The 16,353-nt window shown below is 48.0% G+C and carries 16 protein-coding genes; 10 read left to right on the forward strand and 6 right to left on the reverse strand.

All coding sequences use genetic code 11. The annotated features are described in order from the left end of the window. Positions 1-50 precede the first annotated feature (50 nt). From HGO26_RS01835 to HGO26_RS01845, 3 genes are all read right to left on the reverse strand, one after another. The gene (locus HGO26_RS01835; protein ID WP_211085787.1) at positions 51-521 is read right to left on the reverse strand and encodes a nuclear transport factor 2 family protein; all 471 of its coding nucleotides are present in this window, start codon (positions 519-521) and stop codon (positions 51-53) included. Positions 522-523: 2 nt separating this feature from the next. Beyond that, the gene (locus HGO26_RS01840; RefSeq protein WP_168822907.1) at positions 524-1,216 is read right to left on the reverse strand and encodes a DsbA family protein; all 693 of its coding nucleotides are present in this window, start codon (positions 1,214-1,216) and stop codon (positions 524-526) included. Positions 1,217-1,434: 218 nt separating this feature from the next. Continuing rightward, complete coding sequence (locus HGO26_RS01845; RefSeq protein ID WP_168822909.1) at positions 1,435-2,358, reverse strand: MBL fold metallo-hydrolase; 924 nt, start codon at positions 2,356-2,358, stop codon at positions 1,435-1,437. A gap of 270 nt (positions 2,359-2,628) precedes the next feature. Between HGO26_RS01845 and HGO26_RS01850 the strand changes: the two genes are divergently transcribed. Then, positions 2,629-3,570: a LysR family transcriptional regulator gene (locus tag HGO26_RS01850; RefSeq protein WP_168822911.1), complete on the forward strand. Its 942-nt coding sequence runs from the start codon at positions 2,629-2,631 to the stop codon at positions 3,568-3,570. A 156-nt stretch (positions 3,571-3,726) separates the two neighbouring features. On the opposite strand, the gene ettA is transcribed toward HGO26_RS01850, so the two are convergent. After that, positions 3,727-5,394 carry an energy-dependent translational throttle protein EttA gene (gene ettA / locus HGO26_RS01855; RefSeq protein WP_028761391.1) on the reverse strand — a complete coding sequence of 556 codons (1,668 nt, stop codon included), beginning with the start codon at positions 5,392-5,394 and terminating at the stop codon, positions 3,727-3,729. Between the two features lie 189 nt (positions 5,395-5,583). Here ettA and glyA point away from each other — a divergent pair, with 189 nt between their 5' ends. From glyA to HGO26_RS01900, 9 genes are all read left to right on the forward strand, one after another. After that, positions 5,584-6,837 (forward strand): serine hydroxymethyltransferase, encoded by a 1,254-nt coding sequence (glyA, locus tag HGO26_RS01860; protein WP_011788583.1) that lies wholly within the window; start codon positions 5,584-5,586, stop codon positions 6,835-6,837. A 288-nt stretch (positions 6,838-7,125) separates the two neighbouring features. Then, positions 7,126-7,575, forward strand: a complete 450-nt coding sequence (gene nrdR / locus HGO26_RS01865; protein ID WP_006082643.1) for a transcriptional regulator NrdR — start codon at positions 7,126-7,128, stop codon at positions 7,573-7,575. A gap of 119 nt (positions 7,576-7,694) precedes the next feature. After that, positions 7,695-8,873: a bifunctional diaminohydroxyphosphoribosylaminopyrimidine deaminase/5-amino-6-(5-phosphoribosylamino)uracil reductase RibD gene (ribD, locus tag HGO26_RS01870; protein ID WP_168822913.1), complete on the forward strand. Its 1,179-nt coding sequence runs from the start codon at positions 7,695-7,697 to the stop codon at positions 8,871-8,873. Positions 8,874-8,923: 50 nt separating this feature from the next. Continuing rightward, positions 8,924-9,580: a riboflavin synthase gene (locus tag HGO26_RS01875; RefSeq protein ID WP_113939349.1), complete on the forward strand. Its 657-nt coding sequence runs from the start codon at positions 8,924-8,926 to the stop codon at positions 9,578-9,580. A 95-nt stretch (positions 9,581-9,675) separates the two neighbouring features. Continuing rightward, positions 9,676-10,779, forward strand: coding sequence for a bifunctional 3,4-dihydroxy-2-butanone-4-phosphate synthase/GTP cyclohydrolase II (gene ribBA, locus HGO26_RS01880; protein WP_028761388.1), 1,104 nt, complete (start codon positions 9,676-9,678; stop codon positions 10,777-10,779). 130 nt (positions 10,780-10,909) lie between these two features. After that, a complete protein-coding gene (gene ribH / locus HGO26_RS01885) occupies positions 10,910-11,389 on the forward strand; it encodes a 6,7-dimethyl-8-ribityllumazine synthase (RefSeq protein WP_006082639.1) in 480 nt (159 codons plus the stop codon). A gap of 11 nt (positions 11,390-11,400) precedes the next feature. Further along, positions 11,401-11,805 carry a transcription antitermination factor NusB gene (gene nusB, locus HGO26_RS01890; RefSeq protein WP_006082638.1) on the forward strand — a complete coding sequence of 135 codons (405 nt, stop codon included), beginning with the start codon at positions 11,401-11,403 and terminating at the stop codon, positions 11,803-11,805. A 78-nt stretch (positions 11,806-11,883) separates the two neighbouring features. Next, positions 11,884-12,840: a thiamine-phosphate kinase gene (thiL, locus tag HGO26_RS01895; RefSeq protein WP_037392620.1), complete on the forward strand. Its 957-nt coding sequence runs from the start codon at positions 11,884-11,886 to the stop codon at positions 12,838-12,840. A gap of 15 nt (positions 12,841-12,855) precedes the next feature. After that, positions 12,856-13,350 (forward strand): phosphatidylglycerophosphatase A family protein, encoded by a 495-nt coding sequence (locus HGO26_RS01900; RefSeq protein WP_028761385.1) that lies wholly within the window; start codon positions 12,856-12,858, stop codon positions 13,348-13,350. Positions 13,351-13,503: 153 nt separating this feature from the next. Here HGO26_RS01900 and recN read toward each other — a convergent pair whose 3' ends face one another. Both recN and HGO26_RS01910 read right to left on the reverse strand, forming a co-directional pair. Continuing rightward, on the reverse strand, positions 13,504-15,162 hold the full coding sequence (gene recN / locus HGO26_RS01905; protein WP_131523581.1) for a DNA repair protein RecN: 1,659 nt from the start codon (positions 15,160-15,162) through the stop codon (positions 13,504-13,506). A gap of 128 nt (positions 15,163-15,290) precedes the next feature. Beyond that, positions 15,291-16,253, reverse strand: coding sequence for an AEC family transporter (locus tag HGO26_RS01910; protein WP_168822916.1), 963 nt, complete (start codon positions 16,251-16,253; stop codon positions 15,291-15,293). Between the last annotated feature and the right edge of the window lie 100 nt (positions 16,254-16,353).

The following is a 16,353-nucleotide window of genomic DNA, read 5'->3' on the forward strand; positions in this document are numbered from 1 at the left end:
CCATCATTGCATTTCTATTGTGCATGACTGTCTTTACATAGTATTGGCAGTTACATGGCATTGACGACGGTATAACTATCAACAAACTGCTCGAAACTGACGATTTTTCCGCTGTGTATTTTCCATAAATGGGCGACTCGGGCGCTAAAATACTTGCCCGTTTTGACATAAGTACCTGAATAAGTGCCGAAGGCAAAAACCTTATCACCCTGCGCCACATAGTCTTCGATATCGACACGATAGTTATTCCATTCTTTTTCGAGGCGGGCGAACACATTGGCGGCTATCGCGCTAAAACCTATGTAAGTGCCCGCATAGGGAAACCCTACCGCCTCTGTCCAGCGTGCGTCATTTGCCAGTGCATGCTCAAGATTTTTGGCATTTTCGGCAGAGCTGTGTCCTGCGTAAGTACTTTTGACAAGTGCAAGATTCGCATCAGTTTGCCTTGCTGTTTCGATAAGATTTAACTGAGCAGGCTCACTCACTAAAGAGCTTGTTGGAACACCATTAAGCGTTGGCATGATTACGACTCAAACTGTGCTTCAAGATGGCTTAACCACTGGGCGGGTTGGCCATAAAAGCGGTTGATATTAATGGCGGTGATGTTGCCGTCATTATCCTCTCTAGCCATTGAAGGGAAGCCTTGGGCGCCTATAAGATTCAATAATGCTCTGGATTCAACAATATGCTCATATAGCTTGTCTTCACCTTGGGCATAATGCTGCGCAAAGCCTATAGGGTCGAGCCCAAGTTCAGCGGCTAACCTTGCGAGATTACCTTCATCACTGGCGCTGTGACCATCACGGTAATGGGCCAGTTGTACTGAGTGTAGATAGGCCAAACTGTCGCCACCCATAGCATCGACTGCGAGCATGGCTTTAATAGGAGGCGCCGAGTCGAGTACGATTGTGGTATCGCGCAGCAGACCATCAAAATAGTTTTCCCCAAAAGGTTGTCCAGTTAGCTCGGCAATACGCAGATCGTGGGGCATAACATAGTCGCGCCAGTTAGCATCGATTTGTTTACGTCTTGGGCCAGTGAGCATACCGCCGCCGTGGAGCTTAATGGTAAAGCCTGCTTTTGCGGCGGCATCGAGTAACGGCGCCGCGGCATAACACCAACCACATAAAGGGTCGATAATCGCGTGCAGAGTGCGCACTTTGGTTTCCGAATTGCTGCTGGCCGTGCTAGCAGAATGAGTTGTTGGGGTCGTCATAGTGTTAAACCTTTTGGCTTAAGTTCGTCGCGACATTAGCGACTTAAGCCCTTTGAGATCATTGATTAAAATAGTTTGGTTGGTACCGTTATTTAGGTGCAGTCATTTAGCTAAAAATGGCACGCAATCGCTCACGTGCCTGTCTTTAACTGTTTGCACTTAACTATCTTTTACACCTAACTAGCTGTACCTAATCGCCGAGATAGGTATGGCTGGGCTTACATAGGCCAGGTCATTTCGCCCATGTAAACTTTGGCGCTGATCTCAAGCCCTGCATCGGCTGGCATTTGTGGGTATAGCGCCAGCATCTTTTGGATTAATTCGGCTGAATCTTTCGAGGCTTTTGCAGCAATTTCAAAGGCTTTTACATATTCACGGGTAAAACCGATGGCGTGGGTATTAAATCGCGCTTCGCCTAAATAGTGCCCTGGGATCACTGTGGTCGGCAGCAGTTTTTCCATTGCATCTAAATGGGTTAACCATTCCTGACGCTCAGAGGCAGTTTGAGTGTCAGCCATCCAAACATGCGTGTTATCAAATACTTCTACGCCACCTGTAATGGTTTTTGCCGATGGTACCCACAGGAAAGTGTGTTTAGGGTGTTTATCATTAAAACCTTTGATAATCACTTGCTCACCGTCGATAGTAAAAGTGTCACTGTGAATCGCCTTAGGTAACACTAATTCGCTTGGCGCATTATCTTTTAAAATCGGCCCCCAGTAGGCGAGTTTGCCTTCCATTGAGGCTTTAATCGCATCGACTGTGGTTTGAGTCGCGACGATTTGTGCATCGGGGAAATTCTTTTTAATCACGGCTAAGCCGAAATAGAAATCAGGATCGCTATGGCTGATATACACCTGAGTCAGCTTTTTACCGCTGGCTTTGATGGTGTCGACCAATTTTTGGGCATCGTTATTTTGAAATTGTGCATCGACTAGCATTATTTCGTGTTCGCCGCTGATAAAGCTCGATGACACGGCAAAGATGCTGTTTTCGCCCGGATTAAAATGGCTCACTTGTAATGGCGCTGCATTGACCGCGCTAAGCCCTGCCAGCAACAAGGTGGCGGCTAGGCTGATTTTAGACGAGGCCTTCAATGTGGCGTTAACTGTGTTACGTATTGCATAGGTCGATGTGTTCATTTGGGGCTCACTTATTTCAAAGGATGAGAATAAAGGGTCAATTAAGCATTCATTGATTTGCAACTGCTGCAAAAGTGAGTCAAGTATAGGTTGCAAAAATCAATAGATAAATGCGAGTATCTGCCCATGTTTGTTGCATAAATCGGACGAATGGCCGCGCGCACTCTTGCATTCTTAATTACTAGTTACTTAGTTATGTGGGTACGCGAGTATGTCATTGAGCCTTCGAATGATTGAAAGTGAGTGATTGAACGAGAGTGGAGATAAATCATGGACAGACTCGAAGCGGCTAAGGTGTTTGTGACTATTGTTGAGTGCGGCAGCATGATCAGCGCCGCCAATGCCTTAGATATGTCGCGTTCTATGGTGACCCGTTACTTGAGCGAAATGGAAGAATGGTCTGGTGCTAGGTTATTGCATCGCTCGACGCGTAGCCTCAGCTTAACGCCAGCGGGTGAGCAAGTGCTGGACTATTGCCATCGGCTGCTCGAACTGGCTAACGAAGTGCCTGCGGTCAGTCATGCCGCTGTGGCGATTCCGCGAGGCTTATTGCGTATTAGCTGCTCACAATTTTTGGCACATCAGATTTTAGCGGCCGTGGTACAGCAATATTTAGCCAGTTATCCGCAGGCGAGTGTGAATTTTCACGTGAGTAGCCAAACCGTCGACTTGGTCGCCGAGCGAATTGATTTGGCGATTCGTATCACTAATGAGCTTGACCCTAATCTTATCGCTAGGCGCTTGGGGGAATGTGAGTCTGTTGTGTGCGCTGCCCCGAGTTATCTTGCCGCGCGTGCGGCCGTGCTGCATCCCGAGGATTTAACTCAGCATAACTGTTTAACCTATTCCTATTTTGGCGATGTGATGTGGCGCTTTTATCAAACCGATGTAGGAGCGAAACAGGCTCAAGCGCTGAACGCTGATCCTAAGTCAAACCAAGGCCAAGCTTTTAATGTGCCTGTGAATGGGAATTTCAGCGCCAATGATTCAATGGTGGTGCTCAATGCTACGCTGGCAGGCGAGGGGATTGCGATGCAACCGCTATGGGCGGCGAAACCCTATTTAGACTCGGGTCAGCTAGTGCCTTTATTAACTGAGTTTAAGCCGCAGTCCCTTGGTGTGTATGGCGTGTATCAATCCCGCAAACACATGCAGCCTGCACTTAGGGTGATGATGGATATGCTGGTGGCTTATTTTGCTAGTTTGAAATAGTGGCAGTTTGGAATAGTGCCAGTTTGAAATAGCGCCAAAGTCTACGGCACTCATAGCGTAACTGGATGCCATAAAAAAGGAGCTTAACCCTTTCGAGCTAAACTCCTCAGATTTACACTTGTCTAGATTCTAGATTCTAGATTCTAGATTCTAGATTTACTTAATCATGCGCTTATATTTCAAGCGGTGTGGCTCAACCACATCGGCGCCATAGGTGTTTTTCAACCATGCCGAGTATTCTGTGTAGTTACCTTCGTAGAAGTTCACTTGACCTTCGTCGCGATAATCCAGAATGTGGGTCGCGATACGGTCGAGGAACCAACGGTCATGCGAAATCACCATAGCGCAACCTGGGAATTCCAGAATCGCTTCTTCCAGTGCGCGCAGGGTTTCAACGTCTAAATCGTTGGTGGGTTCGTCGAGTAATAAGACGTTACCGCCCGCCTGCAGCAGTTTGGCTAAATGCACTCGGTTACGTTCACCACCAGATAAAGTACCGATGACTTTTTGCTGATCGCCACCACGGAAGTTGAAGCGGCCTACATAGGCGCGGCTCGGGATTTCCATGTTGTTGATACGCATTATGTCTTGACCACCGGAGATTTCTTCCCAAATGGTGTTCTTATCATTCATCGAATCGCGGAACTGCTCAACCGAGGCCAGTTGCACAGTATCACCCAGCTCAATGCTGCCGCTGTCTGGCTTTTCTGCGCCGGATAACATGCGGAACAGGGTCGATTTACCCGCGCCGTTGGCGCCGATAATGCCGACGATCGCGCCCTTAGGCACAGAGAACGACAGGTTGTCGATCAAAACGCGGTCACCGTAAGATTTGGTCAGGTTATTCACTTCAATAACCTTGTCGCCTAAACGTGGTCCGGGCGGAATAAACAGCTCGTTGGTTTCGTTACGTTTTTGGTAATCGTTAGTGTTCAGCTCTTCAAAGCGCGCCATACGGGCTTTGCCCTTAGACTGACGGCCTTTCGCACCTTGGCGTACCCATTCCAATTCCTTTGCAATGGTTTTTTGACGGGCGCTTTCGGTGGCTGATTCTTGCTTCAGACGGGCATCTTTCTGCTCAAGCCATGAAGAATAGTTACCTTCCCACGGAATACCTTCACCGCGGTCGAGTTCTAAAATCCAGCCAGCAGCATTGTCGAGGAAGTAACGGTCATGGGTAATCGCGACCACAGTACCAGCATATTCCTGCAGGAAGTGCTCAAGCCACGCCACAGATTCAGCATCCAAGTGGTTGGTTGGTTCGTCCAGTAACAGCATTTCTGGTTTTTCAAGCAGCAAGCGACAAATCGCCACGCGGCGACGTTCACCACCGGATAATACTTCGATTTTCTCATCCCAATCTGGCAGACGCAGGGCGTTGGCGGCGCGCTCAAGGACGTACTCTAAGTTATGGGCATCTTGGGCTTGAATAATGGCTTCGAGTTCGCCTTGCTCTTTTGCAAGGGCGTCGAAATCGGCATCCGGCTCGGCGTAGGCTGCGTAAACGGCATCGAGGCGAGTCAGGGCATTTTTTGCCTCTGCTACCGCTTCTTCAATCGCTTCACGCACGGTTTGATTCGGATCGAGTTTAGGTTCCTGCGGCAGGTAACCGATTTTCAATCCCGGCATTGGGCGCGCTTCACCTTCAATTTCGGTGTCAATACCCGCCATAATGCGCAGTAGTGTCGACTTACCTGAACCGTTGAGGCCGAGTACGCCAATTTTGGCGCCGGGGAAAAAGCTTAAAGAAATATCTTTAAGGATCTGCTTCTTAGGCGGAACAATTTTACCCACCCGCAGCATGCTGTAAACAAACTGAGCCATTTTTCTCTATCTTAAGTGACTAATGATGCGGCTAATTCTACTCGATTGCGCGCCGAACTCAACTCGACAATGAGCCAAGTTCAAGCACTCTCTGCAGGAATTTCATGTTTCAAATACTGGGATTGTGACCGCGTTCCGAGTAGAATACCGCGCAACCCTACCTATAAGAATTGGCAGCTGGAGTAAGCAATGCTGAAAAAAGATATGAATATCGCAGATTATGATCCGGAACTGTTTAACGCAATTCAGAATGAAACTCTGCGTCAAGAAGAGCATATTGAGCTGATTGCTTCTGAAAACTACACCAGTCCACGCGTGATGGAAGCGCAAGGTTCACAGTTAACCAATAAGTACGCTGAAGGCTATCCAGGCAAGCGTTACTACGGTGGTTGTGAGTATGTGGACGTAGTTGAAACCTTAGCGATTGAACGTGCTAAACAACTGTTTGGCGCAACTTACGCTAACGTACAACCTCATTCAGGTTCACAGGCAAACAGCGCGGTTTACATGGCATTGTTAAAACCTGGCGATACCGTACTGGGCATGAACTTAGCTCACGGTGGTCACTTGACCCACGGTTCACCGGTTAACTTCTCTGGCAAACTGTACAACATCATTCCTTACGGTATCGACGAGTCTGGCAAAATTGACTACGAAGAGATGGAACGTATTGCCATAGAACACAAGCCTAAGATGATGATCGGCGGTTTCTCTGCTTATTCAGGTATCGTTGACTGGGCAAAAATGCGTGAAATCGCAGACAAAATAGGTGCTTACCTATTTGTCGACATGGCGCACGTTGCCGGTCTTATTGCTGCTGGCGTTTATCCAAACCCAGTTCCACACGCACACGTTGTGACATCAACGACTCACAAAACCTTAGCGGGTCCTCGTGGTGGCGTGATCCTGTCTGCTGCTGATGATGAAGACTTGTACAAAAAGTTGAACTCTGCGGTATTCCCTGGCGGTCAAGGTGGCCCATTAATGCACGTTATCGCCGGTAAAGCGGTTGCGTTCAAAGAAGCCCTAGAGCCAGAATTTAAAGTGTACCAACAGCAAGTGGTTAATAACGCTAAAGCTATGGTTGAAGTGTTCCTTGAGCGCGGTTACAAAATCGTCTCTGGCGGAACCAGCAACCACTTAATGCTAGTTGACCTGATTGGTCGTGACTTAACGGGTAAAGAAGCCGATGCCGCCTTAGGTAGCGCTAACATTACCGTGAACAAAAACTCAGTGCCAAACGATCCACGTTCACCCTTTGTGACCTCAGGTGTGCGTATCGGTACGCCAGCCATTACGCGCCGCGGCTTTAAAGAAGCGGAATCGAAAGAGCTGACTGGCTGGATTTGTGACATCCTTGATGATGCGAACAATCCTGCTGTGATTGAGCGTGTTAAGGGCCAAGTATTGGCACTGTGTGCACGTTTCCCTGTTTACGGCTAATTTGCCTATGCATCTACGTTTAGTAGATGAAGGGCCGAGATTGACCGCCGACTGACTTGATACTTGTCACATCAGGTACTTAGCATCAGGCACTTAACATCAAGTAGTTAACATTAGGTTGTTAAGCTCAGGTAGTTAACCTCAGCCCATAAATAGGATAAAATCTCATGGCCGCATCTCGCGGCCATTTTTATTGGTAAAATCTTAGGTTTAAATCCATTGCGTTTGACTGAGATTTAACAGGTAAAGCCATTAACGCTTTACCACCATTCACTGGCAGGAGGCTCAATGCATTGTCCATTTTGTAGCGCGACAGATACTAAAGTCATCGATTCCCGATTAGTGGCAGAAGGCCACCAAGTGCGCCGTCGCCGAGAATGCACCGAATGTCATGAAAGATTTACCACCTTCGAAGGCGCCGAATTAGTTATGCCTAGGGTGATTAAGCGCGATGGTTCACGCCAACCCTTTGATGAAGAAAAACTCCAAGGTGGCATGTTGCGCGCCGTTGAAAAACGCCCCGTATCTATGGATGAAATAGAGCAAGCACTCAGCAAAATCAAGTCTACTCTGCGCGCCACTGGCGAGCGGGAAGTGCCGTCAGAAATGGTGGGTAACTTAATGATGGAGCAATTGATGAGCCTAGATAAAGTCGCCTACATTCGTTTCGCTTCTGTGTACCGCGCCTTTGAAGACGTGTCTGAATTTGGCGAAGCCATCGCCAAGCTGCAAAAGTAGTCATTGAGTTTTGTCGCCGACAAGGCAGACGTGTACGAGCGATTGGCGTGAAAGCACAAATTTAAAAGACAGGTTTGTAAGACTGGTGAAAGCCGAAACCTTTAACAACAGGGTTGAACATGAGCTTGAACATAAGTTGGTCCGTACTCGATACCCAAATGATGAGCCGCGCGATTCAATTGGCGCGCAAAGGCTTTTACACCACAAGACCCAATCCCAGTGTGGGCTGCGTTATCGTTAAAGATAATCAAATCACCGGTGAAGGTTATCATCAAAAAGCGGGTGAACCCCACGCCGAAGTGCATGCGCTACGTATGGCTGGCGAACGCGCCCGCGGCGCAACGGCCTATGTCACTTTAGAGCCCTGCAGCCATTATGGCCGCACGCCGCCCTGCGCCTTGGCGCTGATCAATATTGGCGTTAAACGTGTAGTAGTGGCGGTGGAAGATCCTAATCCGCAAGTAGGTGGTCGTGGCATTCAAATGCTGCGCGACGCCGGCATTGAAGTGGATGTGGGATTACATCGCGATGAAGCCTATGCCTTGAATTTAGGCTTTATGAAGCGTATGGAATCAGGTTTACCCAGAGTCACTGTCAAATTGGCTGCCAGTCTCGATGGTAAAACCGCGCTGTCTAACGGTGTGTCTAAATGGATAACTAGTCCAGAATCTCGCCGCGACGTGCAGCGATTACGTTTACGTTCTTGTGCACTGGTCACGGGAATTGAAACCATACTGGCGGACGATCCCTCACTCAATGTGCGTTATCAGGAACTTGGCAGCTTAAAAGACAGTGTAACCGAGGCGCAATTACTGCAGCCATTAAGAGTCATACTCGATAGTCACGCCCGTTTGCCGTTATCTGCTGCATGTTTGGCTATTGTATCGCCGATACTCTTGGTCTCGACCGTGGCTTATCCCGCAGAGTTTCAAGCACAATTGCCCTCCCATGTGAGTTGCCTCCTGTTACCTGCAATTGAAGGTCGCGTCTCATTGCCTGAACTATTAAGCTATTTAGGCCAAAGCTGTAATCACGTGTTGGTGGAAGCGGGTGCAACCTTAGCGGGCGCATTTTTAGCGCAGGGGCTTGCCGATGAGTTAGTGCTATACCAAGCGATGAAAATCCTCGGTGGGCATGGGCGTAATTTGCTGCAATTGCCCGATTATCAAACCATGGCACACATTCCTGCACTCACTTTGGTCGATGAGCGCAAATTAGGGCCAGATACCCGTTTAACCTTGAGCGTTAAGCTTGATACCTCTTTATTTAAATCGAATTGGAGCAAGATAACCGTTTAACCTTGAGTCTTATGCCTTATTACTTCTTTATTTAATTAAGTGAGTTAACCATGTTTACTGGGATTATTGAAGCCGTTGGCACCCTGCGCAAACTGGAGCGTAAAGGCGATGATATTCGTCTTACCGTGGCGAGCGGCAAACTGGATTTAAACGATGTGCGTTTAGGCGACAGCATTGCCACTAACGGTGTGTGCTTAACGGTTGTGCAGCAATTAGCCGACGGTTATGTGGCTGATGTCTCTGCCGAAACCGTGAGTCTAACCGGCTTTGCTAATTACAAAGTGGGCACTAAGGTGAATCTTGAAAAGGCCGTCACCCCAACCACACGCTTAGGCGGCCACATGGTCAGTGGCCATGTTGACGGTATTGCAACGGTTGAGCAACGCTTAGTGCGTGGTCAAGCCATTGAATTTTGGTTAGCCGCACCCGCAGAGCTTGGGCGTTATATTGCCCATAAAGGTTCCATCACCATTGATGGCGTGAGTCTGACGGTTAACGAAGTGGACGGCAGTCGATTCCGCTTGACCATAGTGCCGCATACCGCAGGTGAAACCACGTTAATCGACCTGCAAGCGGGTGATAAGGTGAATATCGAAGTGGATTTAATCGCCCGTTATCTTGAACGCTTGATGAATTATGATGGCAAAGACAGCAAGAGCGGTGGCGTCACCATGGAAATGTTAGCCCGTGCCGGCTTTGTGCGTTAGTGCACAGGAGCAGATTATTTAACTTAAGCTTATCGGCAGCTTAGGTTATTTAGGTATAGAATTTCATAATAACAGCAAAATCATAAGGTCCTACAATGGCGCTGCACAGTATAGAAGAGATCATCGAAGATATTCGTCAAGGCAAAATGGTTATTTTGATGGATGACGAAGACAGAGAAAACGAAGGTGATTTGATCATGGCGGCCGAAATGGTCACGCCAGAAGCGATTAACTTTATGGCGAAATATGGCCGTGGGCTTATTTGCCAGACCATGACTAAAGCCCGTTGCCAGCAGTTAAATCTCCCCTTAATGGTGACGAATAATAACGCCCAGTTCTCGACTAACTTTACGGTTTCTATTGAAGCGGCAGAAGGTGTGACTACCGGTATTTCGGCCCACGATCGCGCTGTAACGGTGAAAGCGGCTGTGGCTAAGGAGGCTAAAGCGTCTGATTTAGTGCAACCAGGGCACATCTTCCCGCTAATGGCACAGGACGGCGGCGTATTAACCCGCGCAGGCCACACTGAAGCTGGCTGTGATTTAGCCCGTCTTGCGGGACTTGAGCCATCGGGCGTTATCGTTGAGATTTTGAACGAAGACGGCACTATGGCACGTCGCCCAGATTTGGAGATTTTCTCCGAGTTGCATGGCATCAAAATCGGCACTATCGCGGCTTTAATCGAGTATCGCAACACCAAAGAAACCACGGTTGTGCGTGAAGCTAAATGCAAATTACCGACCCGTTTCGGTGAGTTCGACATGGTGACCTTCAGAGACACTATCGACAATCAACTGCACTTTGCCTTAGTCAAAGGTGAGGTGAAAGAAGATTGTTTGGTGCGCGTGCATTTGCAAAATACCTTCAACGATTTACTCCACTCAGAGCGCGATCAGCAACGCAGCTGGCCACTCGAAAAGGCGATGGAGCGTATTTCTGCAGAAGGTGGTGTATTGGTTTTACTCGGGAATCAAGAACATCCCTGTGAAATCCTTTCTAAGGTGAAAGCCTTTGAAGCTGAAGATCAAGGCCAAGCGCCTGCTTCTGCAAAATGGCAGGGGACGTCGCGCCGTGTGGGTGTTGGCTCGCAAATTCTCGCCAGCCTTGGTGTGACTAAGATGCGCCTGCTCAGTTCGCCTAAACGCTACCACTCACTTTCAGGCTTTGGCCTTGAAGTGACTGAGTATGTGGCGGACTGAAACCCAAAGTTACACTGAAGTAAAATTAACAATTTCTGATAATTTGCATAGGGCTCTGGGCAATTGGCTGTGATATCATGTCGCCACTTTTCGCCCCGAGCTGGGTGCTTTAGCTAAATTAGGTAAGATAATGAACGTAGTTCAAGGTAATATCGAAGCGAAAAATGCCAAAGTTGCGATTGTAATTTCGCGTTTCAACAGCTTTTTAGTTGAGAGCTTGCTTGAAGGTGCACTTGACACGCTGAAACGTTTTGGCCAAGTCAGCGACGACAATATCACTGTTGTCCGTGTACCAGGTGCGGTTGAGTTGCCGCTAGCTGCGCGTCGCGTAGCTGCCAGTGGTAAATTCGACGGTATTATCGCATTAGGTGCGGTGATCCGTGGTGGTACTCCTCATTTTGATTTTGTTGCAGGCGAATGTAATAAAGGTCTAGCTCAAGTTGCTTTAGAATTTGATCTGCCTGTTGCTTTCGGTGTTTTGACCACTGATACCATTGAACAAGCGATTGAACGTTCAGGTACCAAAGCGGGTAACAAAGGCGGCGAAGCTGCTTTAAGCCTGCTTGAAATGGTCAATGTTCTGCAAGAACTTGAACAACAGTTGTTATAGTAGGAAAAATAATGAAGCCTTCTGAGCGCCGCAAGGCCCGCCGTTTAGCCGTTCAAGCCATCTATTCATGGCAACTAAGCGGGAATAATATTGCCGATGTCGAGCATGAGTTTTTAACTGAACAAAGTCTCGACGGTGTTGATGTAGCTTATTTTCGTGAGCTATTTTCAGGCGTTGCAACGAAGAAAACCCAATTGGATGAGCTGATCATCCCGCATCTGGAACGCCCGATTGATGAAGTGTCTCCAGTAGAGAAAGCCATAGTTCGTTTAGCGACCTATGAGCTGACTTTCCGTAAAGATGTGCCATACAAGGTCGCGATTAACGAAGCGATTGAGTTGGCAAAAGCTTTCGGTGCGGACGAGAGTCATAAGTTTGTGAACGGACTGCTCGACAAACTGGTTGCACGCAAGTAATAAAGACAAACGGTATCTTAGGATACCGTTTTTCATTGCTAACAAAGGTGGCCGATGTAAGTCGTGCCAAACTGTACAGTGAAAGAATTCCAATTAATTGAATGTTATTTTAGCAACCGCGGCCCCACTCGCCGTGATGTGAAGCTTGGCATCGGTGACGATTGCGCTTTAGTGCAACCTGCAGAAAACAAGTCGATCGCTATCTCCTGTGACACCTTAGTTGAAAATGTCCATTTCTTCCCCGATATGCCTCCTGCTGCCTTAGGTTACAAAGCCTTAGCGGTAAATTTATCTGATCTGGCTGCCATGGGCGCTGAACCCGCGTGGATGACGCTTGCCTTAACGCTACCCGAAGTCGATGAGACTTGGCTAAGTGGCTTTAGTGAAGGCTTGTTTGAAGCGGCCGATTACTATGGCATCGCCTTAATTGGCGGCGATACGACTCGTGGTCCACGGGCGATTAACATCACAGTGCACGGCCAAGTCCCACAGGGTAAGGCACTCACTCGTCATGGTGCTAAAGCCGGTGATTGGATTTATGTCACGGGCACGCTCGGAGATTCGGCCTTAGGTCTGGATATCATTCGAGGCGCACAACAGGCCAGAGCCGAGCATAAAGAATTCCTGATCAATCGCCATTATCGTCCAACACCAAGAGTCTTAGCGGGCCAAGCTTTGCGTTCGCTTGCCTCCAGTGCAATCGATCTTTCCGACGGGTTTATCTCGGATATCGGTCATGTGCTTAAGGCTTCGGCAGTTGGTGCTGTGGTGGATGTTAATTGCATCCCGCTTTCACGCGCGATGCAAGATACCGTCAGCGAGGAGCATGCCTTAGGTTATGCGCTGACGGGGGGCGAAGATTATGAATTGCTGTTCACCGTTCCTGAAGCGCAAAAAGGTGCGCTTGAGACAGCGTTGAGCCATGCAGGAGCAAAGTTTGTTCGCGTTGGACAAATTTGTGCGGGCAGTAAGCTCAAGTTGCAACTCAATGGTGAGCCGTTTACGCCGCCGTATCACGGTTTCGAGCACTTTTAAGCGAAGAGCATGTTAATGAAATGGTTGTCAAAGGATCAGGTGCTAACGCGCCTGTCATTAAAAAATCCTGTCCACTTTTTGGCACTCGGTTTCGGTAGCGGGCTCGCCGCTAAAGCACCTGGTACTTTCGGTACCTTAGCAGCCATTCCCCTCTATTTATTGATGGCGCCATTACCGCTCACTTGGTATATCGGCTTAACCTTATTGAGCGCATTTGCGGGATTTTATATCTGCGGTAAAGCCGCTCAAGATATGGGGGTACACGATCACGGTGCTATTGTGTGGGATGAAGTGGTTGGGCTACTGATCACTATGATAGCGGCACCAGCAGGTTGGGGTTGGTTGTTAGTCGGCTTTGGTCTATTTCGCTTTTTCGACATCATCAAGCCTTGGCCTATTCGATGGCTCGATGCCAAAGTTCATGGTGGCTTTGGCATTATGATTGACGATGTCTTAGCGGGCGTGTTTTCGTTTATTTGTCTGCAAGGGCTAGTCTGGTGTTTTAGCTAACATTATCGCTAACCTCACATGATAGTTAACCCGGCATGTTAGTTAGCATGGCCAACAACTAACCCTTAGTTTTTGATATAGCCCCTTAGCTTGTGATATAGAGTGTGTAGATTCAAGCGTTTAGCGATCTCATTCGTTATCTGATTCATACTACTATTGCAGCAGTTCCCTTGCGTTCGCTAGGGTATTGCTGGTGATAGTATCGCCACCTAACAGTCTTGCAAGCTCTTGGATACGCTGCTCACGATCGAGCGATTTCATTGTGGTCTCAGTACTGCCTGCCTTATTAAATTTATCGACGAACATGTGTTGATGACCATTGCCCGCAACTTGCGGCAAGTGAGTCACGCACAGTACTTGGGTCGATTCCCCTAAGCTGCGTAACATGCGGCCCACCACTGCGGCGGTGGGGCCAGAAATCCCGACATCCACCTCATCGAAAATTAATGTCGGTGTGGCAACTTTTTTCGCGGTAATCACTTGGATCCCTAATCCTATGCGTGAAAGCTCACCGCCAGACGCGACTTTCGAAATCGGTTGCAAAGGTTGGCCAGGGTTAGTGGTTACCATAAATTCGATATTGTCACTGCCATTGGCTGACATTTGCTCGGGGTGGAAATTGACTTCGATCGTAAATTTACCCTTAGGCATATTCAGTTCGTGGATTGACTGAGTCACCAGTTTGTCGAGTTCTTTAGCATAGCGGGCACGGCTTTGGCTGAGCTTTTGCGCATTGCTAAGATAAGCGGCTCTACTTGCCTCGACTTGAAGCTGAATTTCTTCAAGTTTACTTTCATCACTGTCTAAGGTGCTTAGCTCAGCCTTTAATGCTAAATGATGCTCGGCCAGTTTATTCGGGCTAACATGATGCTTACGCGCCAGTTGCATGGCTTTTGATAGCCGTTCTTCTAAATAGGCAAAGTGGGTTGGATCGAGTTCAAGCTTACTCAAATAGTGCTGTAATTCGCCTGCACTTTCTTGCACTTGGATTAAGGCATCATTGAGCATAGTGTTGATATTGCTTAATGCGGGATCGTAGCTTTGCAGATCTTCGGCGAGGGAAACGACTCGGTTGAGTAGCGACTCTATATTGTTCTCTTCGCCCTCTGTGAGTATATCTAAGCTCGCCTGACAGGTATCAATCAACTCAGTGCCATTAGCCAGACGTTTGTGCTCTTGCTCAATCTCATCGAACTCATCAACTTTAAGATCAAACTCATCGAGTTCTTCTACTTGATATTGCACTAATTGCTTACGGGCAATACGTTCATGCTGGGAGGCTTCGAGTTGTTTTAAATCGGCCTCAATTTGCTTGCAGCGTTGAAAGCTAGCGGCAACCGTATCGATAAGCAATCTGTGGTTGGCATAACTGTCGAGCAGGGTGAGTTGATGTTCACTTTTTAACATTGCATGGTGCGCATGTTGACCGTGAATACCGATAAGCAACTGACCCAGTAATTTGAGTTGCGTCAGCGGCACTGGATTACCATTGATGTAGGCGCGTGAACGGCCATCGCTACCAATAGTCCGACGTAGAATGCACTCATCATCGAGTTCAAGATCGTTATCTTCTAACCAACGTTTTGCCAGTGGAATATCATCCAAGGAAAAGCGGGCGCTGACCTCGGTTTTATTGGCTCCGGGACGAACACTGCTGGCATCGGCGCGATTGCCTAGGCATAGGCCTAGCGCATCGATGGCAATCGATTTACCTGCACCGGTTTCACCTGTGATGCTGGTCATACCGGGGCGAAAATCCAGTTCTAAAAAACGGACGATAGCGAAGTTATTAATGCTGAGTTGGCAAAGCATAGTGAATTCCTGTCGAAAAACATACCAAACCACTGTATTGATAAACAGTATATACTGATTTTATATACAGTAAAGTGGCTTGGGTGAAAAATCGGCATTATCGGCAGTGAATATTTTTAATTAACTGATTATGAATGGGTTCTTACTAAGCTTTCTAAGATAGGTAAACTGAAGAAAGTGACTAAGGTGCCAAATAGAATGCCCTGAGCACTGGTTGAAGCCTGAGTGTTATAACGCTGGGCGAGTAAGTACACGCTAGCCGCGGTGGGCAGTGCGCTCAAGATCACGCCCATGATCAGGTAGTCACCACTTACGCCAAAACGGTTAAGCATAAAGTAGACGAGTGCCGGTTGGATAGCCAGCTTGAAGAGATTGATAAGGCTCAGTTCGATAAAATTTTTGGGGCTAAATACGCTGCTATCTTTCTGGTAGCGCATCGCTTTGGCGAGTACCATGCCGATAGCAAATAGGGCGCAGGGGCTTGAGGTATTGCCTATTTGCAGGATCATTAGCGCCAGCCCTGACGGCAGTTTTATTTCTAGCGCCGAAATGCCGATGCCAATTAAGCTACCAATAACGATAGGGTTTTTACCGACCGCCATTGCCATTATGATTAAGGCGTGGTGTTGTCTTTGGGTGTTAGTGGCCAGTTCCATCGAGACTAAGGCGACGGCAAACATCAGCACGGATAATAAGCTGGCAATCGAGGCGGCGACTAAGGCACTTTGTTGCTGCGGAAAGAGGATGATGAGCAGTGGAATACCAATAAATGCCGTATTGCCAAAGGTGGCATTGAGGGCTCGAATGGCGGCAACCGCATGCTGTTTAGGGTTAGCGATCAGCGATAGCCCAAGGCAGACAAGATAAGTGATCACCATAGCCGTGCTGTAGCCCGCAATAAATCCCCATTGCAAAATCTCGCCAATCGGCTGCTGGGCGAGTGCGATAAGCATGATTGCAGGGAACGCAATATAGTAGACATATTGGTTCAGCACTTGATCCGTATCGACGGGCAAGAGTTTTAGTTTTTGCACTAGTGTACCGAGCAACATGATCCCGAAGACGGCAAACAGAGGGGTTAAAATGGTCATTTCCCTCACTCATCCTTACGATTAAATTTGAATAAACTCGCCCACCGTCGTCATTTTACTGTTGCTTTGATTCTTGGTGGCCAGAGTTACAGCACTTGCT

Origin of the sequence: Shewanella oncorhynchi (genome assembly GCF_012584455.1) — a bacterium.
GTDB classification, from domain to species: domain Bacteria; phylum Pseudomonadota; class Gammaproteobacteria; order Enterobacterales; family Shewanellaceae; genus Shewanella; species Shewanella oncorhynchi.

Excerpts from the sequence above, each read along its gene's own strand:
- HGO26_RS01835 (WP_211085787.1), bottom strand. The coding sequence starts at position 521 with ATGCCAACGCTTAATGGTGTTCCAACAAGCTCTTTAGTGAGTGAGCCT.
- HGO26_RS01840 (WP_168822907.1), bottom strand. The coding sequence starts at position 1,216 with ATGACGACCCCAACAACTCATTCTGCTAGCACGGCCAGCAGCAATTCG.
- HGO26_RS01845 (WP_168822909.1), bottom strand. The coding sequence starts at position 2,358 with ATGAACACATCGACCTATGCAATACGTAACACAGTTAACGCCACATTG.
- HGO26_RS01850 (WP_168822911.1), top strand. The coding sequence starts at position 2,629 with ATGGACAGACTCGAAGCGGCTAAGGTGTTTGTGACTATTGTTGAGTGC.
- ettA (WP_028761391.1), bottom strand. The coding sequence starts at position 5,394 with ATGGCTCAGTTTGTTTACAGCATGCTGCGGGTGGGTAAAATTGTTCCG.
- glyA (WP_011788583.1), top strand. The coding sequence starts at position 5,584 with ATGCTGAAAAAAGATATGAATATCGCAGATTATGATCCGGAACTGTTT.
- nrdR (WP_006082643.1), top strand. The coding sequence starts at position 7,126 with ATGCATTGTCCATTTTGTAGCGCGACAGATACTAAAGTCATCGATTCC.
- ribD (WP_168822913.1), top strand. The coding sequence starts at position 7,695 with ATGAGCTTGAACATAAGTTGGTCCGTACTCGATACCCAAATGATGAGC.
- HGO26_RS01875 (WP_113939349.1), top strand. The coding sequence starts at position 8,924 with ATGTTTACTGGGATTATTGAAGCCGTTGGCACCCTGCGCAAACTGGAG.
- ribBA (WP_028761388.1), top strand. The coding sequence starts at position 9,676 with ATGGCGCTGCACAGTATAGAAGAGATCATCGAAGATATTCGTCAAGGC.
- ribH (WP_006082639.1), top strand. The coding sequence starts at position 10,910 with ATGAACGTAGTTCAAGGTAATATCGAAGCGAAAAATGCCAAAGTTGCG.
- nusB (WP_006082638.1), top strand. The coding sequence starts at position 11,401 with ATGAAGCCTTCTGAGCGCCGCAAGGCCCGCCGTTTAGCCGTTCAAGCC.
- HGO26_RS01900 (WP_028761385.1), top strand. The coding sequence starts at position 12,856 with ATGAAATGGTTGTCAAAGGATCAGGTGCTAACGCGCCTGTCATTAAAA.
- recN (WP_131523581.1), bottom strand. The coding sequence starts at position 15,162 with ATGCTTTGCCAACTCAGCATTAATAACTTCGCTATCGTCCGTTTTTTA.
- HGO26_RS01910 (WP_168822916.1), bottom strand. The coding sequence starts at position 16,253 with ATGACCATTTTAACCCCTCTGTTTGCCGTCTTCGGGATCATGTTGCTC.